22 protein-coding genes and 1 riboswitch are annotated in these 23,211 nt (G+C 47.9%); of the genes, 6 read left to right on the top strand and 16 right to left on the bottom strand.

The features are described 5' to 3' along the window. Window positions 1-102 precede the first annotated feature (102 nt). On the bottom strand, window positions 103-1,995 hold the full coding sequence (locus tag GN111_RS18030; protein ID WP_155305085.1) for a tetratricopeptide repeat protein: 1,893 nt from the start codon (window positions 1,993-1,995) through the stop codon (window positions 103-105). 207 nt (window positions 1,996-2,202) lie between these two features. Here GN111_RS18030 and GN111_RS18025 point away from each other — a divergent pair, with 207 nt between their 5' ends. Beyond that, complete coding sequence (locus tag GN111_RS18025) at window positions 2,203-2,700, top strand: hypothetical protein (RefSeq protein ID WP_155305084.1); 498 nt, start codon at window positions 2,203-2,205, stop codon at window positions 2,698-2,700. Window positions 2,701-2,859: 159 nt separating this feature from the next. Here the strand turns inward: GN111_RS18025 and GN111_RS18020 are convergent, their stop codons facing one another. The 15 genes from GN111_RS18020 to GN111_RS17955 all read right to left on the bottom strand — a co-directional run bounded on the left by GN111_RS18020 (window position 2,860) and on the right by GN111_RS17955 (window position 17,988). Then, window positions 2,860-3,747 carry an alpha/beta hydrolase gene (locus GN111_RS18020; protein ID WP_155301867.1) on the bottom strand — a complete coding sequence of 296 codons (888 nt, stop codon included), beginning with the start codon at window positions 3,745-3,747 and terminating at the stop codon, window positions 2,860-2,862. Between the two features lie 124 nt (window positions 3,748-3,871). Then, window positions 3,872-3,985, bottom strand: a riboswitch (cyclic di-GMP riboswitch). 187 nt (window positions 3,986-4,172) lie between these two features. After that, window positions 4,173-5,105, bottom strand: a complete 933-nt coding sequence (locus tag GN111_RS18015) for a DUF932 domain-containing protein (RefSeq protein WP_155301866.1) — start codon at window positions 5,103-5,105, stop codon at window positions 4,173-4,175. A gap of 252 nt (window positions 5,106-5,357) precedes the next feature. After that, the gene (locus GN111_RS18010; protein ID WP_155305083.1) at window positions 5,358-5,909 is read right to left on the bottom strand and encodes a hypothetical protein; all 552 of its coding nucleotides are present in this window, start codon (window positions 5,907-5,909) and stop codon (window positions 5,358-5,360) included. A 161-nt stretch (window positions 5,910-6,070) separates the two neighbouring features. Further along, complete coding sequence (locus tag GN111_RS18005) at window positions 6,071-6,604, bottom strand: hypothetical protein (protein WP_155305082.1); 534 nt, start codon at window positions 6,602-6,604, stop codon at window positions 6,071-6,073. A gap of 81 nt (window positions 6,605-6,685) precedes the next feature. Further along, window positions 6,686-8,566 (bottom strand): ATP-dependent helicase, encoded by a 1,881-nt coding sequence (locus GN111_RS18000; protein ID WP_155305081.1) that lies wholly within the window; start codon window positions 8,564-8,566, stop codon window positions 6,686-6,688. Then, window positions 8,563-8,850 (bottom strand): hypothetical protein, encoded by a 288-nt coding sequence (locus GN111_RS17995; RefSeq protein WP_155305080.1) that lies wholly within the window; start codon window positions 8,848-8,850, stop codon window positions 8,563-8,565. The genes GN111_RS18000 and GN111_RS17995 overlap by 4 nt, the downstream gene beginning before the upstream one ends. Next, the gene (locus GN111_RS17990; RefSeq protein WP_155305079.1) at window positions 8,828-9,661 is read right to left on the bottom strand and encodes a RecB family exonuclease; all 834 of its coding nucleotides are present in this window, start codon (window positions 9,659-9,661) and stop codon (window positions 8,828-8,830) included. The genes GN111_RS17995 and GN111_RS17990 overlap by 23 nt, the downstream gene beginning before the upstream one ends. Window positions 9,662-9,805: 144 nt before the next feature. Further along, entirely contained in the window at window positions 9,806-10,795 is a 990-nt protein-coding gene (locus tag GN111_RS17985) for an SWIM zinc finger family protein (RefSeq protein ID WP_155305078.1), read from the bottom strand. Beyond that, window positions 10,764-10,892, bottom strand: coding sequence for a hypothetical protein (locus tag GN111_RS34225; protein WP_269433785.1), 129 nt, complete (start codon window positions 10,890-10,892; stop codon window positions 10,764-10,766). The genes GN111_RS17985 and GN111_RS34225 overlap by 32 nt, the downstream gene beginning before the upstream one ends. Window positions 10,893-10,907: 15 nt before the next feature. Beyond that, window positions 10,908-11,249 carry a single-stranded DNA-binding protein gene (locus GN111_RS17980; protein ID WP_155305077.1) on the bottom strand — a complete coding sequence of 114 codons (342 nt, stop codon included), beginning with the start codon at window positions 11,247-11,249 and terminating at the stop codon, window positions 10,908-10,910. A 317-nt stretch (window positions 11,250-11,566) separates the two neighbouring features. Further along, entirely contained in the window at window positions 11,567-12,127 is a 561-nt protein-coding gene (locus GN111_RS17975) for a transposase (RefSeq protein ID WP_155305076.1), read from the bottom strand. A 367-nt stretch (window positions 12,128-12,494) separates the two neighbouring features. Then, a complete protein-coding gene (locus tag GN111_RS17970; RefSeq protein WP_231715800.1) occupies window positions 12,495-13,973 on the bottom strand; it encodes a DUF1302 family protein in 1,479 nt (492 codons plus the stop codon). A gap of 76 nt (window positions 13,974-14,049) precedes the next feature. After that, a complete protein-coding gene (locus GN111_RS17965; RefSeq protein WP_155305074.1) occupies window positions 14,050-14,883 on the bottom strand; it encodes an outer membrane lipoprotein-sorting protein in 834 nt (277 codons plus the stop codon). 38 nt (window positions 14,884-14,921) lie between these two features. Continuing rightward, the gene (locus GN111_RS17960; protein WP_155305073.1) at window positions 14,922-17,363 is read right to left on the bottom strand and encodes an efflux RND transporter permease subunit; all 2,442 of its coding nucleotides are present in this window, start codon (window positions 17,361-17,363) and stop codon (window positions 14,922-14,924) included. Window positions 17,364-17,391: 28 nt separating this feature from the next. After that, window positions 17,392-17,988, bottom strand: a complete 597-nt coding sequence (locus tag GN111_RS17955) for a TetR/AcrR family transcriptional regulator (protein ID WP_170302356.1) — start codon at window positions 17,986-17,988, stop codon at window positions 17,392-17,394. 381 nt (window positions 17,989-18,369) lie between these two features. Here GN111_RS17955 and GN111_RS17950 point away from each other — a divergent pair, with 381 nt between their 5' ends. The 5 genes from GN111_RS17950 (at window position 18,370) to GN111_RS17930 (ending at window position 23,206) form a co-directional block, all read left to right on the top strand. After that, entirely contained in the window at window positions 18,370-18,648 is a 279-nt protein-coding gene (locus GN111_RS17950; RefSeq protein WP_155305071.1) for an HU family DNA-binding protein, read from the top strand. Window positions 18,649-18,743: 95 nt separating this feature from the next. Further along, window positions 18,744-19,007 carry an HU family DNA-binding protein gene (locus tag GN111_RS17945; protein ID WP_155305070.1) on the top strand — a complete coding sequence of 88 codons (264 nt, stop codon included), beginning with the start codon at window positions 18,744-18,746 and terminating at the stop codon, window positions 19,005-19,007. Between the two features lie 387 nt (window positions 19,008-19,394). Then, window positions 19,395-20,189, top strand: a complete 795-nt coding sequence (locus tag GN111_RS17940) for a type 2 periplasmic-binding domain-containing protein (protein ID WP_155305069.1) — start codon at window positions 19,395-19,397, stop codon at window positions 20,187-20,189. 33 nt (window positions 20,190-20,222) lie between these two features. Further along, on the top strand, window positions 20,223-22,370 hold the full coding sequence (locus GN111_RS17935; RefSeq protein ID WP_155305068.1) for a sigma 54-interacting transcriptional regulator: 2,148 nt from the start codon (window positions 20,223-20,225) through the stop codon (window positions 22,368-22,370). A 524-nt stretch (window positions 22,371-22,894) separates the two neighbouring features. After that, window positions 22,895-23,206 (top strand): putative quinol monooxygenase, encoded by a 312-nt coding sequence (locus GN111_RS17930; RefSeq protein ID WP_170302355.1) that lies wholly within the window; start codon window positions 22,895-22,897, stop codon window positions 23,204-23,206. Window positions 23,207-23,211 lie beyond the last annotated feature (5 nt).

The following is a 23,211-nucleotide window of genomic DNA, read 5'->3' as shown; positions in this document are numbered from 1 at the left end:
ATGAATTCAGTGCGAATGAGTTAGACGGAACAATCGACAGTCGCGGCTGTTTGAATGTTTTTAGATTTATTTAGCTATAAAGTACATGCAATTCGAATTCAGTCATGTTAACCCTGCTTTACGCAAAGCTTTAAAATATTCTTCCTTACCAACGATCGTGGCTCTTTTTTCATGTTGGAAAACCGAATATTTGGGATTTGTCCGTAAGACTTCTGCGGCCGCAGCACGGGCCTCTTTATCTTTGCCTGCCATACTATACACTACGGTCATCGTTAAATGTGGTAGGTAAGAATCGGGGGCGACCAGTATTGCTTTTTTGCACCACTTGATCGCTTTTTCATATTGGCCTGTCAGACAATAGGCATGGCCTAACCCAAACAGATAATAGGCTGGTGGGATGGGATTGAGGCGTATTGCCTTTTTGTATTCTGGAATAGCGTCCGCTGACCTTCCAGAAAATCTGATTGTATTTCCGAGGATGGCATGTGCATTGGCTGAATTAGGATTCAATTCAACCGCATACTCCGCTGTAGCAACTGCTTTTTCATGCTTACCATCCATGCTGAGCGAGAACGCAATCGAACTGTAAGCATCGGCATAAGTTGGATCTAATTGTGTAGCTTTTTCCAGCAACTCCAGACATTTTACCATGGACTGCTTGGGTGATTTGCTTGTGCCCAGCCAGACATCCATTCGGTGAGTGAGAGCTAAATCCCTGTATGCCATCGCATAATTGGTATCCAGGGCGATCGCCTCTTCAGCCAGCTTCTTTGCTGAAGCATTATTTTCGATATCGAATTTACCGATTTTATATAAGGCCTGTAGGTGCTTTAGGTAGGCTTCAAGACTATCCGTGCCTTTGGCAGACGCCTGTATTTGTTCTCCATCTGTTAGCTCCACCTGCATGGCCGTAATGATTTTTTTAATGATTTCGTTTTGAACAGCAAATATATCGCTCAAATTCCTGTCATAGTATTGGGCCCACAGGTGGTGGCCGGTGAGCGCATCGATCAATTGGGCGTTAATGCGAACTGTATTACCTGCCTTGGCGACGCTGCCTTCTAAGACATATCGAACGCCCAGTTCCTCGCTCACTTCCTGGATCTTAACCGCTTTGCCCTTGTAACTGAATGTCGAGTTGCTGGCGATCACGAAAAGTTTGGGCACGCGGCTCAATGCCGTAATGATGCCGTCCACCATACCGTCGGTGAAATAATCTTGCTGTTGATCGTCGCTTAGATTGGTAAAAGGCAATACCGCAATCGAAGGCCTGTCTGGAAGTTCAAGTCCCCCTTTCTGGGGTATTTGCCGAAGGAAAGCATACCAGCTTGCGAAGGTGGCAATAAACACAACCAGGACACCGACCAAAGCAAGTGTCCATTTTGGCCTCCTTGTTGTCACTCTCTTTTTTGGAGCGCTTTCTTTTCCCGACGAAATGGTCAGACGATCCAAAAACGCCTCCCAGGCAGCGTCACCCTTCAAATGTCCATTGGAAAGCGTAATCGCATTCAAGTCAACCACTGCCGGATCACTTAAAAATTTGAGACGCCATTTGTTGTTTTCGTCGTGGCTGAATAGGTTCGCCCAGATATCACACTCTATATCCGAGCATTCGTATCTATATTTTCCACCCTTTTCAAAAGGCGGAATCTGATCCCGATCCAGAATCTTAAAACAAGCGGCCGTCTCTAAATCTGGCAGCCGGTGTCGCCAGGCCATGTTAATTTTCGCCCACATGCTTTCCACATTCTTGGAGGCATGTTTGCCTGAGAATCCCTGGTCAAGCCTCTGCAACACATCCTTATGCCTCCGGATGTGAATGTAATCCGATTGCCCTTTCTTTTTCATCTCATGGACGATCAGGGCAATAACCGAGAAATGAAATCGTCTGGATGGCGTATCAAAATGGACGACAAGCGGTTCCTTTCTGCCATGAAATTGAATTTTGATTTTGAAGTCCGATAGGTCAAATTGGATAGATTCAAGCTTTTTCATATCGACCCGTCACATCAATCCGACGTTAATTCTAAAAAACTGAACCGTTATAACCGTTATACGCGGCCCTTACATGTTAAAAACGTATCATCTTTTGCGGTGGGTACAAACATCCTAACACCTTGACATTGTGAGTCAAATTAAATTTTTCTTGGAGTTTGTGTGCCCATCCATGGTCGAATGAAAAAAAAGAAAGGGAGAGATGTCATGATTAAATCCAAATCGTTATCAGGAATGATGGTGGTAGTAGTTTTTTTTGCAATTGCTGCGATCGATTATGCCGCAGCAGGCGAGAAGGTAAAATCCAGGGCGACAAGTGTACGGACCAAATGGCATTCCATCGAGGTTGGTGACGAAGGAGGACACACAATCGCGGTATTTGAAAACAAGAATGTATACGTTAATGAAAAGACAGGGGAGAAATCCACTGGGATAAGTAGTGGGCTTTTAGACATGAATTTTAAAACCGGCAAAGGTACGGTGAACGGCTACGTTGTACGAACCTATTCGAACGGCGATAAAGTGATTTCAAGTACTGAAGGAAAACCAGTAGGGAAAGGTCACAGTAAGGGAACCTTCACTATCATCCGGGGTACTGGTAAATATGAAGGTATAGAAGGCAATGGAACATGGGAATCCAAATCTTTGGCACCTGGAATATCCGAATTGATCATTGAGGGTGAAACAGAAATGCCCAATAAATAGCACTAACGCAAATTAATAGAAGCCCTCCCGGTACGTTGGAAGGGAGGGCTCGCGTGTTACATTTGTCCAAATCATGGACTTTTCAATTAGGTCAATTAATACTCAAGTTGCTACTTCCGCCAGGCAATTGGTCGAATGTGATTGCGTATCTTCTGCCCGTTAATCTGATGCCGACATGCGGCTACGTAAAAACTTACCAATGAGACTGATGGATTCACGACCCTCCTTGAGCATTCGAGCTGCAAGTTGAAAATCATGGATCATGCCGTCCCATTCGCACAACTCTGCCTCTATACCAGCACGCTGAGCGTTTTCGGCCAAACGTTTTGCGTCGTCGAACAACATTTCCTCTGTCCCAATATGAATCTGCAAAGGTGGATAGCCCGATAAATCAGCGAAAAGGGGTGATACATCCGGGTCTTCTGCCGAATGGTCACCAAGATACATGTACACCGCTGATTCCAGGGCCTGTCGACGAAATAATGGATCACGCCCCGCCCTCTCCTCTATACTTCTGCCACTCAAGGTCAAATCAACCATAGGGGACAACAAAACCCCAGCTACTGGCAGAGCAGATACTGAGTCTGCCCTCATGACTGCCATTGCCAGACCTGCGCCCGCAGAATCCCCTAAAACGGCTGTTCGGTCGTAGATGCTATTGATATATGCCAAAGCAGCTCGCGCATCTTCAACTGCTGCCGGGAAAGGATTTTCCGGTGCCAGTCGATAATCAACTGCATAGATAGAACAATTACACTCGCATGATAGCCTTGCTACCATTTCGCGGTAGTCGTGCGGTCGGCCCCCGACATACAGCCCCCCATGGAAATAAACAGCCGCACAGTTTTGAATCGGATCGATAGGATAGAAGTGCATGGCCCTGATACTTCCGAAATCAACGGACTCTACAGTAATCCCTTTGGGAATACGCGCAAACATACCGAGGCCTCTCATGAATGCACGCCACCCATCGAGATTAAAGCCACCTGCATAAGCTTTACGAACCTGGAACCGGATAGCTGATTTTACCAACCAATTGGCTAACATTTGCCTTGTTCCTTTTTTTAGTTAGCATTTACAACAATTTATACATTTAATTGAAAGGCATCGCATTCTTTCAGTTAAAACAAAAAAGCCGAACTGCTCCGTAAGTGACCTTGACGATGTCACCCTCGGCAGCCCGGCTGTCTCAGATTAACCCAAATTCAGAAATATCGACGCAACGAGATTGTAGAGACCCGTGGTTTTCCGTCCCGATTTCGCAATGGGTTTGGCTTTTGGCGATAAGTAACTTGCAGATAGGACAACTAAATTTAAATGGTGTTTCGGGATATTGTCAACAATTCATTATTTGATCATAGTCAAATTCGGGAGCTTAGATTCTTCGTTTAGCAGCGATGCCAGAAAAAGGAGCCCTCCCAATCATCTGACCAGGAGGGTTCCCAAGTTCCCACTGTCCAAAGCCCGGGCTTTCAATTCAACATCCCCAAAATATTCCCGCCAACCCGAGACAACCTGAAACTGGATTCCGCGGACAGTTCATTCCACTGTGCCGCCCTGGTGTATGTATTGACCACGGCAAACATCGTATCACCCATTTCATGTGGCCACGCCCACTCCACTGCTTCCTTCTCGGATGCATTCAGACCGAACTGACGATTGAAGCTGTCCAGGGTCGATTCAGGATCATCCACCGGCGATTCCATGGACAGCTTGAATTGTGATCGCTGGGCGCCCAATTCGTATGACACCTTATCAATCACTTGGGGGAACTCGCTAAGGATCTTTGTGCTCACGTGGCGATAAGAAGCTGAAACGTCAGATTTGGCAATTAGTCCGTTACTACAAACAAGTCTGAGATAGTAGCAGCTGATTGAAAGTGAAGCTAAACCAACTTCACTATTCGAAAAACTTAGTCCGCCTGTAAATCTGTCCCCGTTGATATCGAAGGAATGCTTGCCATCCGGAATGCTCAACGACATGAACTCCGGGTCCAAATGGCACTGCACTTCGGTGTCCGGCCCATAACCCAACGAATCCAGGCGCTCACAAACTTCGAAATTGTCCACCGGAATATACTTTGTCGTAAAAACGGCCCGCACATCCTGACCATCAAACCGGAACAGCAGCTGGTCATTCTTCTCCTTCGTGATCCAGTGATTCAGGTTCAACGCCTGTACATCGGGTGGACACCGTCGCAGATACGGATAAGGAACGCCAAGGCGATTTGAAATAGATCGGGCTGCCACGGGCCGAATATCATGCGGTTCACCAGAGATCCGCAGCACATCGAGGTTGTCAAAGGACACATCGGGGACATCAATATTCTGGTCATAGCAGGCTGCCGACATTTCATCGACGCGGTCGAAAACTTTGCCAAGGGTCGTTAGTTTCTGCTTTTTCATAGTATTCTCCATTTTGATTGAATCCGGGAGATGCGCCTTTCACCACCTGGCGCATTACATTTCCCCTGACGACTCTAACAGGGTGCGTATCCATACAAGCGGACGGGCGGCTCCCGGAATAGATTTGATTATCGATTTATTGATTCAGATTGATGAAAGGTGGGGATTGGTTGGTTTTGTATCGATGGGAAATCGTGTGTTGCTTCAGATTGACGACCGGTATCATTATTTAACGGTCGATCTTGATCCAGATCATCCCTGAGTCGCTTTCTCAACTGCTGGGTTGTCATCTTTCGAAACGGATACGCTGCCATATGGATTTCCCTCCTCGTCGAATAGAATCGGTTCACCGGTAGAAATCAGACAAACTGCCACCGGCAGATGGATGGTGGGATATAGGGTTTCGATCTCTGCCTTGATCAGGTCAGCGGTTGTGCCCAAAGGACTCTTGTCGCTTCGTTTTGAATTGACGATCAGGATGCCGGCTTCGATGCGCCTCTTGTCGTAACCGATCTGCAAGCGAACCAATCCTTCGAGAATATATTCGTATGCGCTGACATTGCCGTCGATGGCCACGCCCCGTTTGACACCTTTATACATATAGCGTCGGTTCTCGATGATTCGCATGCTGTCGATATCGCCGGTCCAGTCCATTTCATCCAGTGCCATGCGCAGCAATTCCCTGGTATAGAGCGCTCCGGTCAGTACATCGTCGATGTACTGCATGGTTGCCTGGACATCCTCCAGCAGGTTTTTATTTGATAGAATTTTCTCCGATTTCCTGAAATGCAGGATCTCGAACATGATTATGCCCTCCTATAGTTGGTGTTAAGTGCAGAGCTATATGTAGATATGGATCTTTGAGGTACTGTCTCTGTAGCAGTTGTGAGACGGTTTAAGCGGCGGATTTCAATATCCGGTCAGTGCCCATACAATGGATCACCTTTACCGGCATCATGTAACGATTACAGGGTTGGGATTTGCAGCTGATTGGATTCGGTGCTGCAGGAGGGGAAATTATTGCAGTTGCCGATCACGGGATCACCGAAATCGTATAGACCGATACACACCGGCAACGATATGGTGGGCTCCATGGCACCCATGTCTTTGTTCAGGATGACGGACATATCCTTTTCCTTTCCCGCTGGAATGCCCCTGGTGGTCAACAGCAGAATGCCCGCATCGATCTGGCCTTTGTCGTAACCAAGTTGCAGGCAGGTAAGGCCTTCGGCAATATACGAATAATCGGTAAAGCTCGCCTCGATGGCAACCCCGTTTTTGTATCCCAGATAGCGGCAACGACGGCCGGCGATGATATTCCAGACATCCCCCTGATGCCAGCCCATCTCATCCAGGACGGTTCGAAGAAGGGCATTGCGCAGGTATACGCCTTCCAGGGCATTGAAGACATGCTCCATGGTCAGGGTGATATAGCGGAGCATGGCCTTTTCCTTAAGAATCTTCTCTGAATCGCGGAAATGGAATAATTGAAACGTCATGGCAACAGACCTCCGTGGAAATTGCAATATTGTTGACAGTTTGTTCTATGGAATGGACGAATAAGCGACTGCGGGAAAGGTTCAGGCGGCGGATTTGTCGAAGGCAGGTTGGCGATTGCCGATGATTTCATCGAGGAAGATCGATTTCTTTGAGGGCTGCCCCAGATAATTCAACGGGTATGACAGGAACAGCAGGTGCATTGCACGGGATATGGCAACGAAGCAAATCCGGCGCTCTTCCTCCAGGTTGCCTTTACCGCTGGGCATTAAACCTTCGACCAGACCGATCACGAATACAACAGGGAACTCCAGACCCTTCGCTTTGTGAACGGTCATCAAGCTCACACCCTGTTTATCATCGGCAACAGCTTCATCCTGAAAACTATCCGTATATGCAAGAAAGGCAGCGATGGTTGAATATCTGACGGCGGCCAACTGCAATTGATTGATATTCGAAATCTTCACGTCATCGGGCGAAGGAATGTCCTCGTCTACGATAAAGCGGTCATAATCGAAAGCTGTGCGGATCTGTTGGATGACCTGCACCGGCTCCAAGGATTTTGCGTTTCCAATTAACGGCTCCATGAAGTAGACCAGTTCCTTGACGAGTTTCCTGACATAAGGCGTACCGATGATCATGGACTTCAACCCCTGATACAAATGGATACCCCTTTCCCGGCAATACCCCTTCAATTGGTCTTTCACTTTATTACTGACATATCTGACAGGCACATTGAGAATATTCAACAGCGCCTCGTCACCCTCATCGGAATCAGGTTTATTGATCACCCGCAGATAATCGAGCAGGCACCGCACTTCCCGGCGGTCATAAAAGGTCTGTCCGTTCTGGATATGATACGGGATTTTGTTTTGCAAAAAGGCCTCCTCGACATAACGGGATTGGAAGTTCGCCCGGTACAGAACCGCAATGTCGCTATGTTGATACCCACGGCGCTCGACCAGGTCCACGATTTCATTAACCACGCCCAGTGCCTCCGTCTCTTCATTCGATGCTTCCAATACAATAACATCGTCACCATCGGGGTTATCGGTTTTCAAATCTTTGTGGATTTGCTTGACGTTATACTGGATCAGGTTTTGACAGGCACGAAGGATTTGGGGTGTACTGCGGTAATTCAAATCGAGGATGAACTGACGTGAACCGGGAAACATGGCTTGAAAGTTGATGATGTTGCCCACGGATGCGCCGGTGAAACTGTAAATGGCCTGATGATCGTCACCGGCTACCCAGAAACTGGATGGGTCATGATCGGTGTCCTCACGGATAAGCAGACGTAACAGGGCAAATTGGACGGGATTTAAATCCTGGAACTCGTCGACCAGAATGGACCGGAAGCTGCCCTGGTATTTTTCATGGATCTCATCGTTGTCACGCAGCAGGTAATACGCCTCCAACAGCAGGTCGTCGAAGTCGAGCAACAGCTTATTGGATTTCGCTTCGTCATACGCCTCATAGATGTTGGCGACCTGCATCATGGTCTTGTCACCGTAGAACAGATCCTTGAACTCCACCGGATCGATGATATTGTTCTTGGCCAGGGATATTTCTCGCAGTACGGTGCCCACGGTTACATCCTTTGCTCGCAATCGCTTCATGACCTTTTTGATGAATACCAACTGTTCCTTGCCGGACAGGATTTCAAACACGCGACCTTCGGTTTTGAGAAGATGAAGGCAGAACGAATGGATGGTGGACAATCGGACCCTTGATGACAGATCGCCCAATACCGGCACCAACCGGGATCGCATTTCGTCGGCCGCATTTCTGGTGAATGTCAATCCGAGGATATGCTCCGGAGGGATACCGTATTCATTGACCAGGATGCCGATCCGCTCCATCATAGTGCGCGTCTTGCCTGAGCCGGGCACAGCTATCACCGCAGCAATACCGTCTTTAAATTCTGCTGCCTCACGTTGCTTGGGATTCAAATCTTCGCTCATGCTGCCTCCTCCTTTCCGTAGTTGCGAATCGTATTGATGGCCATTTTCAAGCGGAATCGTTTGGCCACCAGTTCATTGATTTGCGAGTTGGTTTTGTCCTCCTGGATTAGCTTGGACAGCTCTCGACCATAGTCCCTGTGAAGCTCTTGCAGGAATGACACGACCGCTTCAGGTGGGTGGCGTCGCAGCAGCAATTCCACATTGACGATCTGATAAACCCGGTTTCCATCCGACTCCATGAATGTCAAAAACGATTGCACATCATTGATTGCTCGCTTGGTCATATTCTTCTCCTATGGATTCCAAATACTCATCACACGCCTGTTTGTAAGCGCACCCCTTGCATTTCCATGATGTATCATTCGGGATAAAAACTCCTTTCGAGATGCCATCCCAGACCTGAGTCGCTTTCTTGATCAGGCGCCGTTCATCCAGTTCGGAGCGTACAGTCCAGTATTGTTCAAACTTTGGGGTCTTGGTCTTGATGAGGGTATCGAAGCGCAGCAGGATCTCTCGATCACCGTATCCATTAAGCTTGGCGGCGATCTGATACATGGTTAGCTGCTGGTTTTGGTCCACTTCGTCTTTCGAATAGGCCCGACCACTGGTTTTGAAATCCGTAATAATCAGGGTGCCGGCGGAATCTTCTTCAACCAGATCCATTGCGCCAATGATGGGAATGGGAATGCCTGGCAGGTTAATGCTGAAAGCTTCCTCGATGGCCAGGATGGTAAACCCGTCATCAGGCAGTTTGTTATACCAGGCGGTCAGTAGATCCTTCCCATACATTAACAGGATTTTAAAATCGTTGTCACCATTGTATTTGATATCGTCGTTGTCCTTTGCAATGCCGGTCCATGTGGTATCGAAAATCTCATGGACATATTTCAGCAACATCTTCTCACCGATCATTCGTGCACTGTAATATTGCTCAAGGACCCTATGGATGCAGGTGCCGAATTCCAATGCCTCTGCTTTATGCTCCATAGGCAGTTTGTCGATCCTACCGAATTTGTATAGGAGGGAACATTCCACATACTCACCTATGGACGAAGCGGATAGGTGCGGTTGTTGCCTAAGCTCACTTAAAACCATTTTCAGTACCTCCTCATAGGCATCCTAAAAGCGCAGGATGCTGCGTATTTTAGAAAAGAGAAAGGCGATAGGCATCCCGTTCAGTCGTTAGGTTCCGCCTATCGCCTATCTTTAGGTATAAGTTAACGTCTCGGAATTTATAGGTTAGGCTGCTTGCTGGAGTTGTCGGATGAAAGCAGATGCGTCGCTGCTCGTTAGGGTCTCAATGCCACAACCATAGGCATCGGCGGCCATCTGTTCCAACTGTTCAACAGAAATACCACGGCGTCTCGACAGGTTGAAAATGGCTCGTTTCTGCGCTTCGCTCATCCCAGGGCTGGTATTACCCTTCCCAGCATCCTGGCCAGAAGATTCTTTTTCAGTCTGGGTTTCCACTGTGGGTGCCACTGGGGCCGGTTTCGCTTTCGGTTTAGCAGATGCAGCAGGGGCTTTCTTTGCCGGTTTTGCAGCGGGTTTCTTCGCAGCTTTAGGTTTACGTTTCGATGCAGGATTCTCATGTTGTCCTCCTTCGGGTATGGCTTCATTGAAATCGGCAAGCTCTTCAAGTGCCGTCATTCCAACGTTTGTATATGATCGAAGTGCCCTGGCAATGGCACGGGTACTGGCCAATCGAAGCAAATGTTTGACCACCTTGCTGGAACAATTACCGGGATTGGCGTCTCCAATGTCAATGAAGGTTTCGCCGATCTTGCTCATGACCGTTGCCCGGCACACGGCGAAGTTTCCATTTTCCTTGGTGGGCATCTGGACGATATCGACTTCGATTGATGAAAGGCCATGTTGATGTGCCAAATCCAAAAGGCCCGGATACTTGACGAACTCCTTACCCTCAATCTTCATGATCCAGCGTTCATCCAGCTTCGGCACTTGCTTTTCCAAGAATACGGCACCATCAACTTCGCGTTTGGGCACCGCATTGAATACCGCCAGGATGTGTTTGCAGCGAAAGTCAGGATCACGTTTGATATTTTTCGCGAAATCCCCGCAGGTACAAAAATCTCCATCATCGCTGACAGTGACGTTGTACAGGATCTTTCCCTCTCCGGATTCAACAAAGAATTGTCCGTCATCTGTTTGAAGAACCCTCAAATGGTCTGCCTTTTCATTTCTTTTCTGCAGTTCGGTTGCGGTCATTTTTACCTTTTCTCCTTTTTTCTTTGAGCAAAATGTTAATCCAGTCCACGACTTCGATGGCAATCTTGATCAGCAGGTCGGTTGTCCGTTTGGTCATCGCGCTCCTTCAACGTTAAAAAGGATGTTGTTCATTGCGATCATCTCCGCCACGGTTATCTGTCTTAATGAATTCGATGGTGTTGATGATCATTTCGAAGCTGCTGCGGGGTTCACCCTCATTGGTTTTCCATTTGGATTGCTGCAGATAACCGACAACAGCGATGCGGGCGCCTTGGTGCAAATATTTTTCACAGATTTCCGCCGTTTTGTTGAACGCAACACACTTGATCCAGCTGGTTTTGTCACGACCGGATTTGAATGCCAGGGAAAATGATGTGACCGGGTCACCTTCAGATCCGAAGAAGATTTCTGGGTCGTTTCCCAAGTTGCCGGTCAGGATGAGTTGGTTGATCATAGGATGTGGGCTCCTTTCTTTTTAGTTGGGTAAATGGGGTTAATGAAAAACTGGTGTTTAGAAGAAGGGATGGGATGTCAGGTATTGATATATATAGATATCGGTTGATTAAATGGATTTTTCTCGATTGAAGGGGAGATATATAGGCGGGATTCGGAAAACAGAAATGCTATTTCAAACGGAAATTTCGTACTGCCAGTAGTCGCTGGTATAAACCACAGATGAGAATCTATGGCTGGATGTCATTTTTCTATATTGAGCGCCTTTAACAGTGTATCGATTCCTTGTGGGGAGGGTGTTTTAGGTGTTTGTAGGTGTTAATATCCGGGGGAAACACCAGTCGGATACGTGATGTCCGCCGGTGCACAGGTGGCATCCATCAACAACTGACCTTCTTTGAAAAGCGGTTGCTGTTCGCTGCCTTCATCGTTGCCACCTTTTTGAGGCGGCGGGTCATCTGGAGGCGTCTGCCTTTCACGAACCTTCTGGGCGATGGCGTTGTTCACCTGGCTGAGAAGATCCGCTGGAAAACGTTTTCTAAAATGAACGAATAGGGAGGCATCGAACGGAGATTCGGTGATAAACGCCTTGAGCCCACAAAAGTACTGGAGGTACGGGTTTTCTGTGATCTGTTCGACACAGTCCCTGTCGCTGACGCCCAGTTCTTCCTTGATGATCAATGCCGCCAGTGCCATCCTGACCGATAGCGCCGGATGACCGGTGTTGCGTTTGGAGAAGTTCTTTTGGTATCTTTCTTCGAACTGTTCCCACGGGATCAACGCGGCTAATTTCACCCATTTGTTGTTACGCGACAGATGCCCTTGAAAGGGCAGGGAAAATTCAACAAACTCGAGTTGCTTCAAATTGTGTTTGTACATGATTTTCGTGTCGGAAGGTGCAAGGTTTTGGGAAAAAATTGGCGGTTTTCCGTGTACTAACAACACTATATTTAGCAATTTTTAATAAATTTTTCAATGATTTATTGATTGTTCAGCAGGCCCTAATTAATTATTCGGCTATTTAAGCGTTTCAGACATGCGAAAATGTACCGGAAACAACACCCAGGAATGGGGACCCGACGCGATTTTCGATGTAACGTGCAAAAATTGCGGAAACCGCTTCGAGTTTTTCAAGGATGAAATCATCCGGAATTGCCCCTATTGCAGGCAAACCGTTTACAATGACCGTAAGGATTACATCTGCGGCCAACGGTATCCGGCTTAGTCGCCCCATAGGAGAAATAATCTAAAAGCTATACTTAAATTCAAGGAAAAATCTGTCATTATCTTCAATATCCCTGAAAATTGGCAGATCTCCTGACTGGTAAAGAGTCAATCCACCGGTAATTTTAAGGCTATCGGTGATATCGTATTCCGCCGAAAACCGTTCGAAGGCGCCACCATTCCCGGTTTCGCCATAGACCGAAGCCAGGATTGTAAGGGTCAGGTTTTCGTGCAGGAAATCTCTTTCCAGACGCACAACCCACTGGACCTGGTCCTGTTCATACCGGTCCGGTTCGTTTTCGAGGGCCTTCGCATGATCGAACAGATGGCGATTGACTATCTCAAGGGCAACCAGCGTATCGGAGAACCCGGCATATTCCACACCAGCCAGAACGTCGAGACGGGAATAGGTCTTTCCAGGCGAATTGGTGAATTTCAGTCCATCCAGCCAGGCCAGCTCCGCTTTGATCAGCCAGTTGCCGATTGCAATATTGGCGGCGCTGCCAGCCATTTCGATGCGGGCGTGTTTCTGTCTGGCCAATGGCGATGCGTCGTGGTTTTCCCCGGACAGATACGTGTCGGTGCAATAGACATCCGCCCAATAAAAGGCAACGTCCCATCCCGAAAAGACACCGGAGAGAGAAAAAGCCAGTTGGGTGTTGTTCAAATTGCTTTCGGGGATATCCTCCGGGACTGATACCTCCAGAGGATAAAAATCGGACCCATAGGCTGGATTTTTATTGAAGCGCACTTCATGGATGGCAATACCTGAAATATTGAAACGCTTCCAATAATAGTCGAGCTTGGTCATGCAGACCGGCAGACGAAGATCTTCGATATCGGTGATGCCGGGCTCTCTCTGGTCGAGCGGATTGATCACATCGACGACACGGATATTGTCCGATACCCCCCAGACAACGATTTGGCGGCCAATTTTTAAATCGATTTGCTTGCTGATGTTTCCCTGCAGGTAGGCCTCCCAAAATTCCAGCTCATCTTCATAATCGTCCAGCACTTCATCCGTGTAGTCCTCCCGGCCACGGATTCCGTAAATGAAATCGTAGTCAGCCTTTCCGCTGATGAATGCCCGCCAGGAATCCGACGGTTTGATTTCGAGCTCCAAAAACAGTTCCGTTCTCAAGCGTGACAACCCGCGCCAATCGTTTTTGTCCCCTTCGGGTGGATCATGCGCAAAATTGTATGATGCAGCCAGTGAAGCGCTTCCACTCAGATTGACCGGCAATTCTTGAGCGGAAGACGTGCTCGATGGCAGATCTGTTTCACTGGTTGCGTTCTGTGTGTCGTCGTCATCGAATCCGTCCAGCAGGATATCATTGCTGCCGTTCGTCGTTGTCGTGCTGTCGAATCCATCAAGAAGGCCATCGTCAGAGAAGGGTGAGTTCTCATCGACCGTACGGTTAACGTTGCTATCGTCTCCATCGCCTGAAATTTCGGTAGCAGCGTTGGCTGGATATCCAGTAAAACAGAGAAAGAAACACACGGCAGTCAACAGCAAAACATCCAAGGATCGCCTGTTGGAAAAAGAAGAATACCCGATAGTCTGCAAAATTGAATTCCTACAGTCCCTTTTCCATTCTGCGGATAGAGAACATCGCTTCATCAAGATCCTGGTCGAAACGCACATTGTCCAATTTTACGAGCGTTTTGTGAACGGTTTGCTTGCCGGCCTTTCGTGCAACCTGCATTTCGGTGGCCACCCATATCCCGCTTATTTGCTCCAGCCTGTTGACCATCATGTATTTCAGATCTCCGCCATTTTCGACCCAGAGGATGGAGCGAATCACGAAATAATTATCTTGCCGCACAAAAAGGAGCGATTTGGCGTATCCGGTTTCTTTCACAACCGTTTTTGATCGCGGGATAGACCAGATGGCCCAGGTTTTGATCCCGTCGAACGTCTGCTCACGCCCTTTTTCATAAAAACGATAGTCGTAGTCTTCCAGTTCCCGATCGGTCATATCGGAGTAGTTCAGGTCCGATCCCATGAAACTGCCGCTTTTGTCCGACGATGCAATTCGTTTCGTTTTCCGAAGGGCCGGCAGATAGAGCCATTGGTCGTCGTCGCGGTTCGGGTCGTCGTAATCAAAGGTCAGAAAAGCGGTGTCTTCTACATCCGCAGGTTGCAGGAAGAACATCAGTCGCAAGGTGTCGTCGCCCTTATCCTTGCTGAAAGAGGCTATTTTCCGGGTCCGTTTGCTGCCGTTTTTGTCAATCAAGATCATTTCCATGTCTGCAGTCCGGTTGTCGCCGTCGTCCCTGGCATCGGCCATCTCCATAATGCGACGCGCCTCCGGATCATCCTGAGCAAATAGATTCGAAGATGCGAACGTTAATGCGGCAACGACGATCAATGCAATCGAGCACGGATTAACGATGAATGCTTTTTTCATCTCTGCTTGTCTCCTCGTCAGGGTATGGATTGTTGTGATCAGTGACCTCCGCCGTTCATCACCGCCTGTCCCTGCCGTCCCTTGACAACAAGGCGTTTGCCGAAAACGATTGTCAATAAAGCCGGCACCATAAGAAAGTCTGCAGCCAGGGCGAACAGAACCGCGCATCCGGTCAACAGTCCGAAGTGTACGTTGCAGGTGAGATAGGCGGTCGTGTAAATAAAGAAGCTGCCGCAAAGGACCAGGCTGGTGATCACCATAGCTCTTCCGGTGGTGAAAAGGGTTTCACGCACCGCTTTTTCCACACTCCCGCCGGCCTCGAAACTTCTGCGGAAATGGTGCAAAAAATGAATGGTGTCGTCCACCACCAGGCCCAGCACGATGCTGCCGATAAGAATGGTAAACAGATCCAGCGGTATTCCGGTGACGCCCATAATGCCGAAGATCATGATGATAGGCACGATGTTGGCGATCATACTCATCAAACCTATCCGTATCCGGCCGATCATTAGAATCATCAAAAGGGTGATCACCAGCAGCGCGAAAAGGTAGCTTTTGGCCATACTGGTGATAAAGAGCTTGGTAATGCCGATGAAAAGCGCCATATGACCGGTAAGCGTTACGGTTTCGTTGGGGAATTGGCCTTGCAGATAATTTTTGATGCGATCTACATAGTCCTTGTACAGGATCGAGTCCGTAAAAGGCGCCAAAACGGATAGCCTGGCCGTTTGATAGGTGCTGTCGGAGAGTTCTGTCAGATCGTCGCTGCCACTGGATTCGAAGAGGATCAGCTCCTGGGCGATCAGCTCGCGGGTGTCCGGGACGATGTAAGCCGCATCGCGGTCCTGATTCAGGGCCCGGTTGGTTTCCTTTAGCGCATCGGCAATGGAAAAAACTTTTCCCGCGCGGATACGATGTTCGGAAATTGTGGGAATCACTTCTCCCGCTTCAGCCAGACGTGCCAGCAGATCGGGATCATGGAAACCGTTTTGTCTTCCCGAATCGACAATCACCTCCAGCATCACCGTTCCACCGTTCTTTCGGTCCAGCATTTCGGTGCCAACCCGAACGGTAGAACCTTCCGGCAACCAGGTCATGGCATTGTGCGAAAACCTTACGGCAAGCGCTCCGGACCCGGCCAGAATTAAAAGAACGGCCCATAAAAGAGTGATCATGATTGGTCTTTGGGTGGTTATCCTGGTTATCCCGTCAAACAATCGGTCGACAATAAAACGTTTCCCGGAGTGTGAGGGCGCGATTAATTTTATCGGAAATATGGCGACAAGGGACGGCAACAGAAAAAGAGTATAGACAAAAGCCAGCATCACGCCGACCGGTGCGACGTAACCGAGATGTGCAACGATGGCCACATCCGCCCATACAAAAGACAGCAATCCGCAGGCCGTGGTCAAGCTGGTCATGAAAACCGGAAGTCCGGTATAGCCGACAGCCTGGACAATGGCCTGCTGCTTGTCCTCGTTAATTTGGTAATTCTGATAAAAAATGGTCAGAATGTGTACAGCGTTGGCGATACCCACAACAATTAAAAAAGTCGGTAGAATCTGGATCGCATTGGATATCGGGATCCCCCAGACGGCCATGATCCCGAAAGATGAGATAAGGGAGAGCAGTACCGCTATCAACGGGTAGACAACCCCGGAAATCCTGCGGAAAAGCATAGCCAGGAAAATGACGATCAGCAGGAAGGAAAGGGGTATCATCATACCAAGATCTTTTTCAATCCCGCGTTGAATCTCGGCAACAAAGACCGGGTTGCCGGCAAAGTAAAAATCAATACCTTTACCCCGGTATTTCTCTACAATGTTGCGGATGACGGTATCGATCTCGACATTTTGTTCGTTGCTCAGAAATTGCCGGTGAGGCTCGCTGCTGGATTCAGGCTCATTTTCAAAACCGGCCATAAGATCAACCTCTGCCGTATTTACAACCGCCTGTGCTTTTACGAGTATCATGGCCAAGGAACGATCCGTCGAGACCAGCAAGTTGTCATAGAGTGGATATCGGTCAATGAGCCCCATAATACGGCGATGTTCATCGACGGTTTCCACTGGTCCTGGCATGAGATCTTCCACAATGAGGGTGTCGCCTTCGGCCCGGACGACGCGGCCATTGACAAGGCTGGTAACTTCATCCAGATAAGGGACCTTTTCTTCAAGTTCTCTGTGCAGTTGGCTCATGGCCGCCAGAAAATCCGGCGTCAAACCCTTTTCCGGCTTCATGCCGATAATAAACATATCGTCTTGACCGAATCGATCTCGAAATTCGTTATACGCGATCAGGGTAGGATCATTTTCGTGAAAAAAGCTTTCCTCGCGTGTGTCCATGGTTAATCTCGGCAGTTGACCGGTAAGGACCACGGTGATCAACAAAATAACTCCCAAGGTGATAAACCGATGCGTATATATCCATGCCGCGATGCCGGCGAAGAGGGTCTCCAGTCTTCTGTGGACATTGGTCATGATCGTGTTCCTTTCACTTGTTTGGCAGTCACACCAGGCCGGCCAGCGTTTGTCGGGTCATCGCCAAAACAAGATCGGCCGCCGTCTCGGGAGTCATGGAAACGTCCCGGTAGAACATGATCAGCACTCCGAAATATTGCGAGAATAACGCCTTGGCCATGATTTCAGTATCGACACCGGAATCCATGCGGCCGTCTTTTTTTTCGTTTTCGATCAATGCTTCAAGGTAATCCAGAAATCTGATCGTTTGATCTGTCAAGGCGGGTGTTTCCTCTTCGCTTTCGAATACCGTGCTGCTTATAAAAAACCGGTAAAGATCACGGTTATTGGCGTAAAAGGCATACATGGAACTCCAGATATGTGTTAGCCTGTCCGCAAGCGCACCTTTCGACGGCATCGTTGAAATAGCATTGTCGGTGGTCCGGTCAATATCATCGGTGAGAGTTGCTTCCATCAGAGCACGCTTGTTCTTGAAATGCACCACCACCGAAGCCGCCGAAACACCGGCCTCCTTTGCGATGGCGCGCATGGTGCACTGTTCCACATCCTTTTCCAAAAACAGCTTTTTTGCCGCCTTCATGATGAGCTGGCGCGTTTCCCGCTTGGATGCTTCCCGGCGATTCATATCCCCCCCCTTGATTAAACATGTATTATTAATAAACATGTTTAATAAAGAAATTTTGTAAAATCAAGTCAATTGTTTCCGAGTAACGGGTTGGGGTGCCTTGGGAGCACGCCAAAATTGAATTGGAATCGGTGAATGAAAGATGTGAATATATCACGGTCAAAAGTTCGGAAAAGCAGGGTGTGAAACAGGAACCTTTTTTGCTGGACCCGTCAAGGAAGAAACCGGGCTGCCGCAGAGCTGCCCGGTTTCTAAGGGGAGGAGGATGGGGTAAGGTTTAGGGCTCTTCAGAGCGCCTTGCGTATGACCGATCTATATTGTATCTTCCTTACCGGAGAATGACACGAATATTACCGAATGATAATTTTTAGGAGGCAGCTATTGAATAAAATGGAGCTTATCGAGGCACTCAGTGATTCTGACGCGCTTCTATCAAAATCGACGGCAGCAGATATCGTGAAACTGTTTTTCGATGAAATGACCAACGCCCTGGCAAATGGAGATCGCGTCGAGATTCGGGGATTCTGCTCCTTCTTTGTAAAGGAGTACAAGGGGTACATTGGCCGCAATCCCAAAACTGTGGAACAGGTTAATATCGCTCCGAAGAAGCTACCGTTTTTTAAACCGGGGAAGGAGTTGAAGGAGCGGGTGGATCGGTGAAGAATTGATGGCCTGAATGCCGGCTATTGCTGTCCATTTTTCCAGTAATTGGTAATCTGATAAACGTTAACCCAAACAATGATCAAGGGGGCCACATGACCAAAGCTGAACTCATCGAAAAAATCGCCAAGGATGCCGACATTCCGAAAACCACCGCAAAAGCGGCCTTTGATTCTGCACTGGACGGCATAAAAAATGGCCTTAAGAAAAGAAACAGCAAGGTGACGCTGGTCGGGTTTGGGACGTTTAAAAACGTTTATCGTAAGACTCGGATGGGACGGAATCCTCAGACGGGTGAAAAAATCAAGATTAAGGGAAAAAGCGTGGTAACGTTCAAGCCGAGTAAGAACCTTCCATAGCCAGCCACCATTTTGCCATTCAGTGTGGACCATGAGTGTGGCCCATTTTGTTTGACGGGCGCTTCAGCTTTCCATTTCGTACCTGTAACATATCGCCATTGTATGATATTTCCATCATATAGTATGCTGTACCATACAAATCGTTGACATCCCTGATTGTGGGATAGCTATGGCGTACTTACCGGGGCAACCCGCAACTTTTGTTCACCGACTATGATACATATCCTTTGGTTGGGGCTCTAATCTCTAATCATCGGCATTAAAGTTATGGTCAACTCCTTATCCTAAAACTGATGAATTCATTGACATAACTCCCACTTCAAGATTATCTTCTCCAGAGTTTAAACACCCCTCCCTCGAAAATTTAGATGCAAGGAAGACGGACGAATGTATAAACTCGATCCGGTCTTTGCCCTACGGGATGTCAACGGTTTGGTACGAAGGAAAAATAAAATCTGGCATAAAGCTTGTGTAACTGGTTTGTTTTTGTTGGTGATCACCACCGGATTGTCTGGTGCCGCCTATGGTGCTGAAAAACTCGTTCCGGAAAAACAAACAATTGTACTTACAACCATTTTACCCCCAAACATGGCCTTTTTTTCCGAAATGTCGGCCTTGTACAAAGAAGCCTTCAGTCGCATGGGGTTTAGATTCAGACTGATCAGCCAGCCAGGGGAAAGGGCTATGATTGACGCCAATGAGGGTGTCGTCGATGGGGAAGCGGCGCGAATCATGGACATAGACATGGAAGGGTACCCTAACTTGATCAGGGTCCATCATCCCATCGTCACGATTCAAGTTGGCGCCTATGCTACAGATACTTCGATCAAAATAGAGGGTTGGAAAAGCTTGGTGGGCAAGCCTTATAGGGTGGGATTAGTGAAGGGGATCAAATCCACCGAACAGAAATTACCACTTTACGTTGATAAAAAATATATCGTCTCACTTAGCGGGGTTGAACAAAGCATGAAAATGCTCAAGGCAAAGAGAATTGACGTATTTATTGTCGGCACCCAAGTCGAGGACACCTCATATATGAAAAACGGTGCCTACGAAGAGGTTAAATGCGTGGGGATTGTCGAAACAAAGGTACTTTTCCCATGGCTGCACAAGCGACACCAACAGCTGGTTCACCCGCTGGCCGATATGCTGAAAACAATTAAATTGGAAGGCCGTTTTTAGCGACAAACAGGCAAACACTGAAATAAATTATTCATGAAAATATTTACTGAACTCCTTCCCCGGTTAAATCGCTATCCACTTTCTTATCGCACGTTGTGGTACGTGCTGCTGTGCAGTTCTTTCTTAGCCCTGCTGGCCACCGCCGTTCAGCTTTATGTAGAATATCGAAGAGATATGGCCTACCTGTACGCAAACATCAAACTTATCGAAAAGAGTTATCTTGCGCCCATAGCGGCCACTGTATACAAAATCGACACTGAAACTTTGAAACTCCAGCTCAACGGTGCGCTGAAACTGACTGATATCGTTCAGCTGAACGTAAAAGAACAAAGAGGGAATGACATCATCGAAACTTCGGTGGGAAACCTTACCGCACGAAACCTCATACACCATGATTTTGCACTAACCTACTCGGACCCCTCCGTTCCGCTGAGAACGATCGGAACTTTGACGGTATCGGCGAGTCTGGACAGGATCTACCAAAGGCTCCTGTCCAGAGTGTTCACTGTTCTGGCCACTAACACGATTAAAACATTTCTGGCCTCGGCAGGCATCCTGTCCATCATTTATTTGCTGATCACCCGCCATTTGACTCAGATCAGCGATTTTACACGCCGCCTGCAACCTGGAAAGCAGGACACCCAATTGATCCTCAACCGCAAGCCTTCGCCTCCTTCAAGGGAGGATGAGCTGGACCGTGTGGTCCTGTCCATCAATACGCTTCAGGACCGATTGAACAAAGATATCGCCAAACGTGAATCCTATGAAAAGCAGCTTCGCATGGCCGAGGAAAAATACCGCACTGTAGCTGATTTTACCTATGACTGTGAGTATTGGGCAAACGTCGATGGATCGCTCGAATACATATCCCCCTCCTGCGAGCGAATCAGCGGCTACGCACCCCAGGTTTTTATCAAAAACCCGTCTCTACTCAAAGACATCATTTTGCCGGAGGATCGTGATATTTGGGAGCGGCATTTTCATGATTCCCAGCATGATCCAAAACCCCGTGAAATTCAATTTCGGATTAAAAGGCGGGATGGACAAATCCGCTGGATTGAACACAATTGTCAACCGGTGACCGATAGTAAAGGGACACCGAAAGGGGTTCGCGCCGGCAACCGCGACATCACCAACCGCAAAATAGCCGAAATCGAACTACGCACGGCCTATGCGGACATCGAGAAATTGAAAGACCAGTTGGAGGCCGAAAAAGCTTACCTTCAGTCGGAGATTAAACTGGATCATAATTTTGAGAATATCGTTGGCAACAGTGCCGGTCTTAAATACGTTCTCTATAAGGTGGAACAGGTGGCTGCTGGCGATACCACTGTCCTGGTATTAGGAGAAAGTGGTACCGGCAAGGAATTAATTGCGCGAGCCATCCATAGTAAAAGTCCACGGGGGGACCGCTCGCTGGTGAAAGTCAACTGCGCCACCCTGCCGTCCCATCTGATAGAAAGCGAGCTGTTCGGCCACGAACGCGGTTCCTTTACGGGAGCCCATGATCGGCAGCTGGGCCGTTTCGAAGTCGCTGATGGCACCAGTATTTTTTTGGACGAGATCGGCGATTTGCCCCTGGAACTTCAGACCAAGTTATTGCGAGTGGTTCAGGAAGGCGAATTTGAGCGGTTGGGTAGCACTCGGACGACCAAGGTCAATGTTCGAGTGATTGCTGCCACCAATCGAGACCTGGAAGCGGATGTCCGCAAGGGCCGTTTCAGAGAGGATCTGTTTTACCGCTTGAATGTTTTTCCTATTACGGTGCCCCCGCTGAGGCAGCGGGTAGATGACATTCCCTTATTGGCTCGATTTTTTGTCGAGAAGGCATCCAAACGGCTGGGCAAATCGATTAGCCAGATACCGGAACGTACTGTACAGAAACTACAAGATTACTATTGGCCCGGAAATATCCGAGAACTGATTAATGTAATCGAGCGGGCAGTGATCAACAGCACTGGAACCAAACTGCATTTAGCGGATGATCTTGGCGCATTGGACCGCAACCAGGAACCAGCCTCCTTGAAAAGTTTGCATGAGATCGAAAAGGATCATATTTTGCGAGTTCTCCAGTCGACAAGCTGGCGAATAGAGGGTGCCAAAGGCGCCGCTTTGATACTGGATATGAACCCCTCTACCCTGCGCTCGCGCATGCGAAAGCTCGCCATTCAAAAACCATAGACAAGGGCATTACATATTCCTGCCAAAGTAACTTATGAATCCGATTCGCATGCCATGTCAGGTTCCCAGACCGGTATCTCGCATACCCTTTTACGATTCTATTTTATATTGAATCCATTTGCGCTTGAACTCTAAAATATGGACAAAATGCTTTAGTCAACTGATAGTTTATTCTTTCTACTCCACCAACTAAAGACAACACCCTCCCAAGCCGGACCTGTTCATAGTTTGTGCTCTTACCGTTTACAAAACAAGGTCTCAGGATTAAAAACCACAGTGCTTTCAAGGCCTGTATTTTCTGTGATATTTAACGCTTTCTTGATATTTCACGGAAAAATGGCTTCGCCGGCAAGCATTTCAGGAACTTCCTGCTAAGTATATATCATACAAAATTAGATAGATACAGAAATCTGTCTTCTATTTCGATATAGGGCATGAATTTTGTAAAAAGATTTAACCAAATGTCTTGATACACCGCTAACTATGTCCTATCTGCCCGTACCTTGTCAAAAATAGGAAACCAGTTGATTATCATATTAGCCAGAATAAATGTGCGCCCAGAAAAGCGCAGAGAATTACGGCTGACCTTCCAAGCTATTGTCGAGCAATTGAGGAAGGAGCGAGGGTGTTTACGTGCAAATTTTTACCAAGCCGCTGAGAACGAAAATGAATTTTTAGTGGTGGAAGAGTGGGCGACACACAAAGATACGAACGACCATTTGGCGTCAGATCTTATCACGGTTTTAATTGGTGCTGGGAGCTTGATGGTCCGTCCACCGGAGATAATGATTCATACGGTTAACAATTCAAAAAAATTTGGGTCTGATTATCAATAATCCAC

This window comes from Desulfosarcina widdelii, assembly GCF_009688965.1.
GTDB classification, from domain to species: domain Bacteria; phylum Desulfobacterota; class Desulfobacteria; order Desulfobacterales; family Desulfosarcinaceae; genus Desulfosarcina; species Desulfosarcina widdelii.
The sequence above is the reverse complement of the archived record's forward strand: the minus strand, read 5'-3'. Positions and strand labels throughout refer to the sequence as shown.